The following is a 7,876-nucleotide window of genomic DNA, read 5'->3' as shown; positions in this document are numbered from 1 at the left end:
TATTGTCCGAAAGGACATTAGGTTGTAAATAAAATAATAGTTCGAGATTTGTGCCCCCACTGCGGTACTTCTAAAGAAAACGGTAACGAATAGGAGTTATTCATGCCCGCGCGCCTAACTTATAGAGAAAACGGTAACGAATAAAAGCTATTCGTGCCCGGATAACGATTTTTTTAAAGATAACGGTAACGAATAGCCTAACACAATCCCCACGAAGTAACCTTTTCCTAAAAATATTAACTCATCAAGTACTCATATATCAAAAACGGCCCTTTATGCAGCGTAATCTCCAAAAAGGTTTTAATAAAGGGATAATCACGATTTGGCATCATTTTTGTTAGCTCACTCCACCATTCTGTTTCATATCTTGCAATCATACTTAAATTATAAAGCAAGAGATAATGGACCATCAGCTCTGGGAAAACAAATAAATTTTCCTTCTTCAGCGGCAGTGCAAAGGAACTGCTTTCTAGATTAAATTTAATCGGTGAAATCCCAGTAAACATACTTTTGTTGAATTGAAACAAAAGTCCTTCATTTAAAAACTCAATCTGATTTCCTGATTTTGATGTAAGAAACTCCTTTAATCTATCTTCGGTCATATGATAGTGATCCAATATCTTTTCTGGTACTGCTAGTTGCCCATTCAGAGTGTATATGGGTGTAAAAGTGCTTTTGGACTCATGTACCAAAAATAGGTTATCTAATTCAGGAATGAGCTCTAGGAGCTCCTCCATCGTAATTTTATCCCCTTCCAATTGTTTCATATGAAACATTTTCTCTGACATAAATGGAAAAAGTCCGTTCTTTTGAAACTTCACTTCATCTTGGAAAAATTGGTAATTCTGTTTTTTTCTTTTTCTAGTTGAGACTCCATGAGCTAAAACAGATGTCGTTTCCGGATATGCCGGGTCTATCGTTAATATACATGCTTTTATTAAATGTACGAAACCGTAAAAAAGTAGGATGGGTTTTAGGATAAGCGGCGCATTTTCTGCCTGTTGATAATAAATTTGCCCATGCTCGAGATAATAGAGAAAGGCATAGCAGTTTTCATAGCTTTTTTGTTCAGGGTTATCGATATTCCACTTTTTATATTTGTTTTTTAAATAGGTCTGGCAATGCTCTGCAGAAAAAAAACTTGCATAGCTTTTCCATCCTTTAAAGTCTGATGCCAATGGTAATCACCTTTTTTCAGAAAAGTTTGACTAAATCGTTCTCCTTGACAGTATTTTGTCCAATTGATAACCTACAATTAAAAAATTTTTTCCTGGAGGCCATAAAAGATGTGGGAGAGTAAATTTGCTAAAGAAGGTTTAACGTTTGACGATGTCCTATTAATTCCTGGTAAATCAGAAGTACTGCCGCGTGATGTAAATCTTCAAGTAGAGTTATCGTCTAATGTAAAGCTAAATATCCCAATTATTAGTGCAGGGATGGATACCGTAACAGAAGCAGAAATGGCGATTTCTATGGCTCGCCAGGGTGGTCTTGGTATCATCCATAAAAATATGACGATTGAACAGCAGGCTGAACAGGTTGAAAAAGTTAAGAGGTCTGAAAGTGGTGTTATTACCGATCCATTTTACCTAACTCCAGAGCATCAGGTATATGATGCCGAGCATTTAATGGGCAAATATCGGATTTCAGGAGTGCCAATTGTGAATAATCTTGAGGAGCAGAGACTGGTAGGCATCATTACCAATCGTGACCTGCGTTTTATTCAAGATTACTCTTTTAAGATTTCTGATGTGATGACCAAGGAAAATCTTGTAACGGCTCCCGTAGGAACTACTCTAAAAGAGGCAGAGAAAATTCTTCAAAAATATAAAATAGAAAAGCTCCCGTTAGTAGACAATCAAGGTGTGTTAAAAGGGTTAATTACCATTAAGGATATTGAAAAGGTAATTGAGTTTCCAAATTCAGCAAAAGATAAGCAGGGTCGCTTATTAGCTGGTGCAGCAGTTGGAGTAACAAAGGATACGATGCTGCGGATTGAAAAGCTGGTAAAGGCTAATGTGGATGTTATAGTCGTAGATACAGCTCATGGTCATTCAAAGGGCGTTCTTGATACCGTTAAGGAGATAAGAGGTCAATATCCTGATTTAACAATAGTTGCAGGGAATGTGGCTACAGGAGAAGCAACTGCGGCATTGATTGAAGCAGGAGCGGATGTCGTTAAGGTTGGAATTGGACCAGGCTCCATTTGTACGACACGAGTAGTGGCAGGTGTAGGCGTGCCGCAAATCACGGCTGTTTATGACTGTGCTACAGAGGCTAGAAAATATGGCAAGTCTATCATTGCAGATGGCGGCATTAAATATTCAGGCGATATCGTGAAGGCACTTGCAGCAGGCGGTCATGCTGTTATGCTGGGAAGCATGCTTGCAGGAGTAACCGAAAGCCCTGGAGAGACAGAAATTTTCCAAGGACGCCGCTTTAAGGTCTATCGTGGTATGGGTTCAGTAGCAGCAATGGAAAAGGGTTCAAAGGATCGCTATTTCCAGGAGGATAATAAGAAGTTTGTTCCTGAAGGAATCGAAGGGCGCTTACCTTATAAAGGACCATTAGCTGAAACCATTTACCAATTAATCGGCGGTTTACGTTCCGGCATGGGCTATTGTGGAACAAAGGACCTAGAAGAATTAAGAAATAATTCTCAATTTGTTAAAATGTCAGGGGCAGGACTCCGTGAAAGTCATCCTCATGATGTTCAAATTACAAAAGAGGCACCAAATTACTCATTGTCTTAATGAAAAAACAGAGAAGCACTGTCTTCTCTGTCTTTTTTTTGTAAAAAGATAGTCCTATCCTCTGTCTATGATTTGAACCCCAGTTATGATAAAATAACCAAAGTGTAAAAAATCGTTGGAGGGTATTATTGTGAATAAACTTTTTTATCGAAAACTTATCGCCAGTTCCTTGGCAATGATCATGATTTTTAGCCTTTTTGCAGGCATAAATAAAGCAGAGGCAGAAACTGTAGGATTAGATGTTAATGCATCTGGAGCTATATTGGTTGATGCAGATACTGGCATGATTCTATACGAAAAGAATTCCGAAACCGCTCTGGGAATTGCAAGTATGACTAAAATGATGACAGAGTACTTACTTTTAGAAGCAGTAAAAGAAGGGAAAGTGAAGTGGAATCAAGAGTACGTGGTTTCCCCTGAACTTTCTAAAATGTCGCATGACAATAGTTTAAGTAATGTTTTTCTACGAGTTGAAGCAAAGTATAAGGTAGAAGATTTGTATGCGGCAATGGCTATTGAATCTGCCAATGCTGCTACAATGGCCATTGCTGAAATTATTGGGGGATCTGAAGCAAAATTTGTAGAAATGATGAATAATAAGGCAGCAGAGCTTGGTCTAAAGACGTATAAATTTGTAAACTCTTCAGGTTTAAATAATCGTGATATTTTAAAGCACTTTCCTGAAATAGTGGGTGACCCTGATGAGGAAAACATCATGTCTGCAAAGGATGTTGCGTCCTTAGCATCCCATTTATTACATGACTTCCCAGAGGTACTGAAAACATCCAGCGTACCAGAAAAGATTTTTGCAAAGGGTACGGAAGATGAATTTGTAATGGACAACTGGAACTGGATGTTAGAAGGATACGAAGAACTTGCAGCGGATTACCCAAATTATCAACAATTTGTTTATGATGGTTTGGATGGTTTAAAAACGGGATCCACTCCTTTTGCAGGTTATAATTTTACGGGAACAGCGATTAGAGATGGTCAACGCTTTATATCCGTTGTTATGAATACAGGTTCCCAATCCGAACGATTCAAAGAAACAAGAAAGATTCTAGATTTCGCTTTTAATAATTTTAAAAAAGTAGAAATTATTCCAAAGAACTATCAGGTTAAGGGCAAAAAGACTTTACCTGTAATCAAGGGTAAAGAAAATCAAGTGAAAATTTATACAAAAGATGCTGTTAACATGGTTGTAAAGAATGGGGAAAAGGATAATTTTAAAACCGTTTTAACACTCGATAAAAAGAAGATTAATAAACAAGGCGAACTTACGGCACCTATTAAAAAGGGTGAAAAGGTTGGAACTTTATCCATTCAACCTAAAGAGGCTGAAAGTTTAGGATTTTTAACAGATAAAGGGCAGAACAATATTACCGTTGATGTCATTGCAGCTGAGGATGTTGAAAAGGCAAATTGGTTCGTTCTAATGTTGAGGGGAATCGGCGGATTCTTTGGAGACCTTTGGGGAGGCATCTCTTCCACGGTTAAAGGTTGGTTTTAAAAATTAGGAAATATGTAGCAAAAGGATTCTTGTCTTGACAGGAATCCTTTTTTGTTGCTTTAATGATTTTATGGGAACAATCTAATTCCGAACGAATTAACAATATTTCCTATATTTATACGTTAATTTTTTGCAATATTTATAAAAATAAAACTCACAAGGGGGATTTATCATGAAAACAGGTACAGATCGAGTTAAACGCGGAATGGCTGAAATGCAAAAGGGCGGCGTCATCATGGACGTTGTTAATGCAGAGCAGGCAAGAATTGCTGAAGAGGCTGGTGCGGTTGCGGTAATGGCTCTAGAGCGTGTACCATCTGACATCCGTGCAGCAGGCGGTGTTGCCAGAATGGCTGACCCTAGAATTATTGAAGAAGTACTAAATTCGGTATCAATCCCTGTAATGGCGAAGGCAAGAATTGGCCATATTGTTGAAGCACGTGTCCTAGAAGCAATGGGGGTAGACTATATTGATGAAAGTGAAGTTTTAACCCCAGCGGATGAAGAGTACCATTTATATAAAAGTGATTTTACCGTTCCATTTGTTTGCGGCTGCCGTGACCTTGGTGAGGCTGCCCGCAGGATTGGTGAAGGAGCTTCTATGCTTCGTACGAAAGGTGAGCCAGGAACAGGTAATATTGTTGAAGCCGTTCGCCATATGCGCAAAGTAAACGGTCAGGTTCGTAAAGTAGTAGGAATGAATGAAGATGAGCTTATGACAGAAGCAAAGCTATTAGGAGCACCATTTGAATTACTCCTTGAAATTAAGCGTCTTGGCCGCCTTCCAGTGGTTAACTTTGCGGCTGGCGGAATTGCAACTCCTGCTGATGCAGCATTGATGATGCAGTTAGGTGCAGACGGAGTATTCGTAGGTTCAGGAATTTTTAAATCAGAGAATCCAGCAAAGTTTGCAAGAGCGATTGTGGAAGCTACAACTCATTACCAAGACTACAAATTGATTGCAGAGCTTTCTAAGGACTTAGGAGCACCAATGAAAGGTATTGAAATTTCATCCTTGGCTCCTGAAGCTCGCATGCAAGATAGAGGCTGGTAAGATCATGGTGAAAATAGGGGTACTTGCTTTACAGGGAGCTGTTCGTGAACACATTCGCTCTATTGAGGAATGTGGGGTCGAAGCTGTTGCCATTAAGCGAAAAGAAGAATTAAAAGGAATTGATGGCTTGATCCTTCCCGGTGGTGAAAGCACTGCGATGCGCCGCTTGATTGATAAATATGATTTCATGGATGCACTTAAGGAATTTGCTGCGGAAGGTAAACCGATGTTCGGTACATGTGCAGGTCTTATTCTATTAGCGAAAAACCTAGTTGGTCATGAACCTCATATTGGTGTGATGGACATTAAGGTCGAACGTAATTCTTTTGGCCGCCAAGTCGATAGCTTTGAGGCAGACCTTGCGATCAAGGATGTGGCTGACAGCTTCCCAGCAGTCTTTATCCGTGCACCTCATATCGTTGAAGCTGGTTCAGAAGTAGAAATTCTTTCAAAGCACAATGACCGCATTGTGGCCGCACGTGAAGGTCAATTCCTTGGCTGCTCGTTCCATCCAGAATTAACAGATAAGCATGAGCTTACGGCTTACTTTGTTGATATGGTAAAGGAAGCAAAAGCAAAACAATTGGTATAATTTGATTGCATTTGGTGGATAATTATAGTAAATTTTTAATAAATAAATAAAGTTAAAGCAATGAGAGGAACTAGTAACAAGAAGTTCAATCTATAGAGAGCCGGTGGCTGGTGTGAATCGGTGTTTGAAGCTTGTGAATCCATCCTCGAGCAAAGGTGCGAAAACACCCTACATGGGTCAGTAAGTACTTTCGGTAAAAACCGTTAATTTTTTTCAAGGTGGACAGACTAATAGCTGTCAACCAGGGTGGTAACGCGGGTAACTCTCGTCCCTGTTTTTGGGGACGGGAGTTTTTTGTATTTATTTATTGAACCTAGCCGCAGCGCCTAGGAAAAAATGAACTTCTTTTTTCCCTGTGCAAGGCGCTTACGCTTTATTATTTAGTTAGGAGTGGGAAAGATGTTAGATATTAAAGTATTACGAGCTAATTTTGCAGAGGTTAAGGAAAAACTTCAACACCGCGGGGAGGACCTAACAGACCTTGGTAAATTTGAGGACTTAGATCAGCGCAGACGTGATTTAATTGTTGAGGCTGAGCAGTTAAAAAGCAAACGGAACGAGGTTTCCCAGCAGGTAGCTGCTTTAAAGCGTGAGAAGGCCGATGCTGACCATCTTATTTTGGAAATGCGTGAGGTCGGTGATAGAATTAAAGTATTGGATGAGGAGCTCCGCAGTGTCGAGGAAACGCTTGATTTGTTGTTAATGAGCATTCCGAATATTCCCCATGAAAGTGTTCCAGTTGGTGAAACAGAGGATGAAAACGTAGAAATAAGAAAATGGGGACATGTTCGCGACTTTGACTTTGAAGCGAAGCCGCACTGGGACGTTGCGGACCATTTGGGGATTCTTGACTTTGAACGTGCGGGCAAAGTTACCGGCAGCCGTTTTGTTTTTTATAAAGGGCTTGGGGCTCGCTTAGAGCGTGCACTTATGAATTTTATGCTCGACCTGCATGTGGATGAGCATGGCTATAAAGAAATTTTACCGCCTTATATGGTTAACCGTGCAAGCATGACAGGTACAGGACAGCTGCCAAAATTCGAGGAAGATGCATTTTTAATTGAAAATGAAGATTACTTCTTAATTCCAACAGCAGAGGTGCCTGTCACCAATCTCCATCGTGATGAAATACTAAGCGGGAATGAACTTCCAATCCGCTTTGCGGCGTACAGTGCATGCTTCCGTTCTGAAGCTGGCTCTGCAGGGCGTGATACCCGCGGATTAATTCGTCAGCACCAATTTAACAAGGTGGAACTAGTGAAGTTTGTTAAGCCAGAGGATTCTTATGAGGAACTTGAGAAACTGACAAGTGATGCAGAGCGCGTCCTTCAATTACTCGAGTTACCATACCGTGTGTTGAGCATGTGTACCGGTGACCTCGGCTTTACGGCCGCCAAAAAGTACGATATTGAGGTATGGATTCCAAGCTATGGTACCTACCGTGAAATTTCTTCTTGCAGTAATTTCGAAGCTTTCCAAGCGCGTCGTGCCAATATTCGCTTCCGACGTGATCCAAAGGCAAAACCCGAACATGTTCATACCCTAAATGGATCTGGCTTGGCAATTGGAAGAACAGTCGCTGCTATCTTAGAAAATTACCAGCAGGAGGATGGCAGTGTGGTCATCCCGGAAGTGTTACGTCCGTATATGGGGAATAAAGAAGTTATTGTGCCAGAATAAAATAAAATAATTTTATTTAATAAAATGTTGACAGGTATAAATCATTATGTTAATCTATATCTTGTCAACACGGAGGAATACCCAAGTCTGGCTGAAGGGATCGGTCTTGAAAACCGACAGGCGGGTCATACCGCGCGGGGGTTCGAATCCCTCTTCCTCCTCCATTAATTTTAATTTTAATTTTAATATAATCGCGCATAAAACTGGAGATAAAATCCGTCCCAAGCAATTGGGCGGATTTTTTTTTATGTATTTTTTTAAAGTAGTGGCTGTGTTAAAGGAAACTG

The 7,876-nt window shown here is 40.1% G+C and carries 6 protein-coding genes, 1 tRNA gene and 1 other annotated feature; of the genes, 6 read left to right on the top strand and 1 reads right to left on the bottom strand.

Annotated features, from left to right (window positions below; translation table 11 throughout):
* Nucleotides 1-236 precede the first annotated feature (236 nt).
* Entirely contained in the window at nucleotides 237-1,178 is a 942-nt protein-coding gene (locus CHI06_RS28020; RefSeq protein WP_095251917.1) for a YaaC family protein, read from the bottom strand.
* Nucleotides 1,179-1,286: 108 nt separating this feature from the next.
* On the opposite strand from CHI06_RS28020, the gene guaB reads away from it, so the two are divergent.
* From guaB to CHI06_RS27990, 6 genes are all read left to right on the top strand, one after another.
* Nucleotides 1,287-2,753 carry an IMP dehydrogenase gene (gene guaB, locus CHI06_RS28015; RefSeq protein ID WP_095251916.1) on the top strand — a complete coding sequence of 489 codons (1,467 nt, stop codon included), beginning with the start codon at nucleotides 1,287-1,289 and terminating at the stop codon, nucleotides 2,751-2,753.
* A gap of 175 nt (nucleotides 2,754-2,928) precedes the next feature.
* Nucleotides 2,929-4,263: a D-alanyl-D-alanine carboxypeptidase family protein gene (locus CHI06_RS28010; protein WP_218833130.1), complete on the top strand. Its 1,335-nt coding sequence runs from the start codon at nucleotides 2,929-2,931 to the stop codon at nucleotides 4,261-4,263.
* Nucleotides 4,264-4,432: 169 nt separating this feature from the next.
* On the top strand, nucleotides 4,433-5,317 hold the full coding sequence (pdxS, locus tag CHI06_RS28005) for a pyridoxal 5'-phosphate synthase lyase subunit PdxS (protein WP_179292814.1): 885 nt from the start codon (nucleotides 4,433-4,435) through the stop codon (nucleotides 5,315-5,317).
* 7 nt (nucleotides 5,318-5,324) lie between these two features.
* Nucleotides 5,325-5,909: a pyridoxal 5'-phosphate synthase glutaminase subunit PdxT gene (pdxT, locus tag CHI06_RS28000; protein ID WP_306453855.1), complete on the top strand. Its 585-nt coding sequence runs from the start codon at nucleotides 5,325-5,327 to the stop codon at nucleotides 5,907-5,909.
* A 51-nt stretch (nucleotides 5,910-5,960) separates the two neighbouring features.
* Nucleotides 5,961-6,185: a binding site (T-box leader), on the top strand.
* 123 nt (nucleotides 6,186-6,308) lie between these two features.
* On the top strand, nucleotides 6,309-7,589 hold the full coding sequence (gene serS, locus CHI06_RS27995; protein ID WP_095251912.1) for a serine--tRNA ligase: 1,281 nt from the start codon (nucleotides 6,309-6,311) through the stop codon (nucleotides 7,587-7,589).
* 71 nt (nucleotides 7,590-7,660) lie between these two features.
* A tRNA-Ser gene (locus CHI06_RS27990) sits at nucleotides 7,661-7,753 on the top strand.
* Nucleotides 7,754-7,876 lie beyond the last annotated feature (123 nt).

Origin of the sequence: Bacillus sp. 7884-1, assembly GCF_002272245.1 — a bacterium.
GTDB lineage: Bacteria > Bacillota > Bacilli > Bacillales > Cytobacillaceae > Neobacillus.
The sequence above is the reverse complement of the archived record's forward strand: the minus strand, read 5'-3'. Positions and strand labels throughout refer to the sequence as shown.

Bases quoted from the DNA above. Each gene is read 5' to 3' on its own strand.
- guaB (WP_095251916.1), top strand. From the start codon at position 1,287: ATGTGGGAGAGTAAATTTGCTAAAGAAGGTTTAACGTTTGACGATGTC.
- CHI06_RS28010 (WP_218833130.1), top strand. From the start codon at position 2,929: ATGATCATGATTTTTAGCCTTTTTGCAGGCATAAATAAAGCAGAGGCA.
- serS (WP_095251912.1), top strand. From the start codon at position 6,309: ATGTTAGATATTAAAGTATTACGAGCTAATTTTGCAGAGGTTAAGGAA.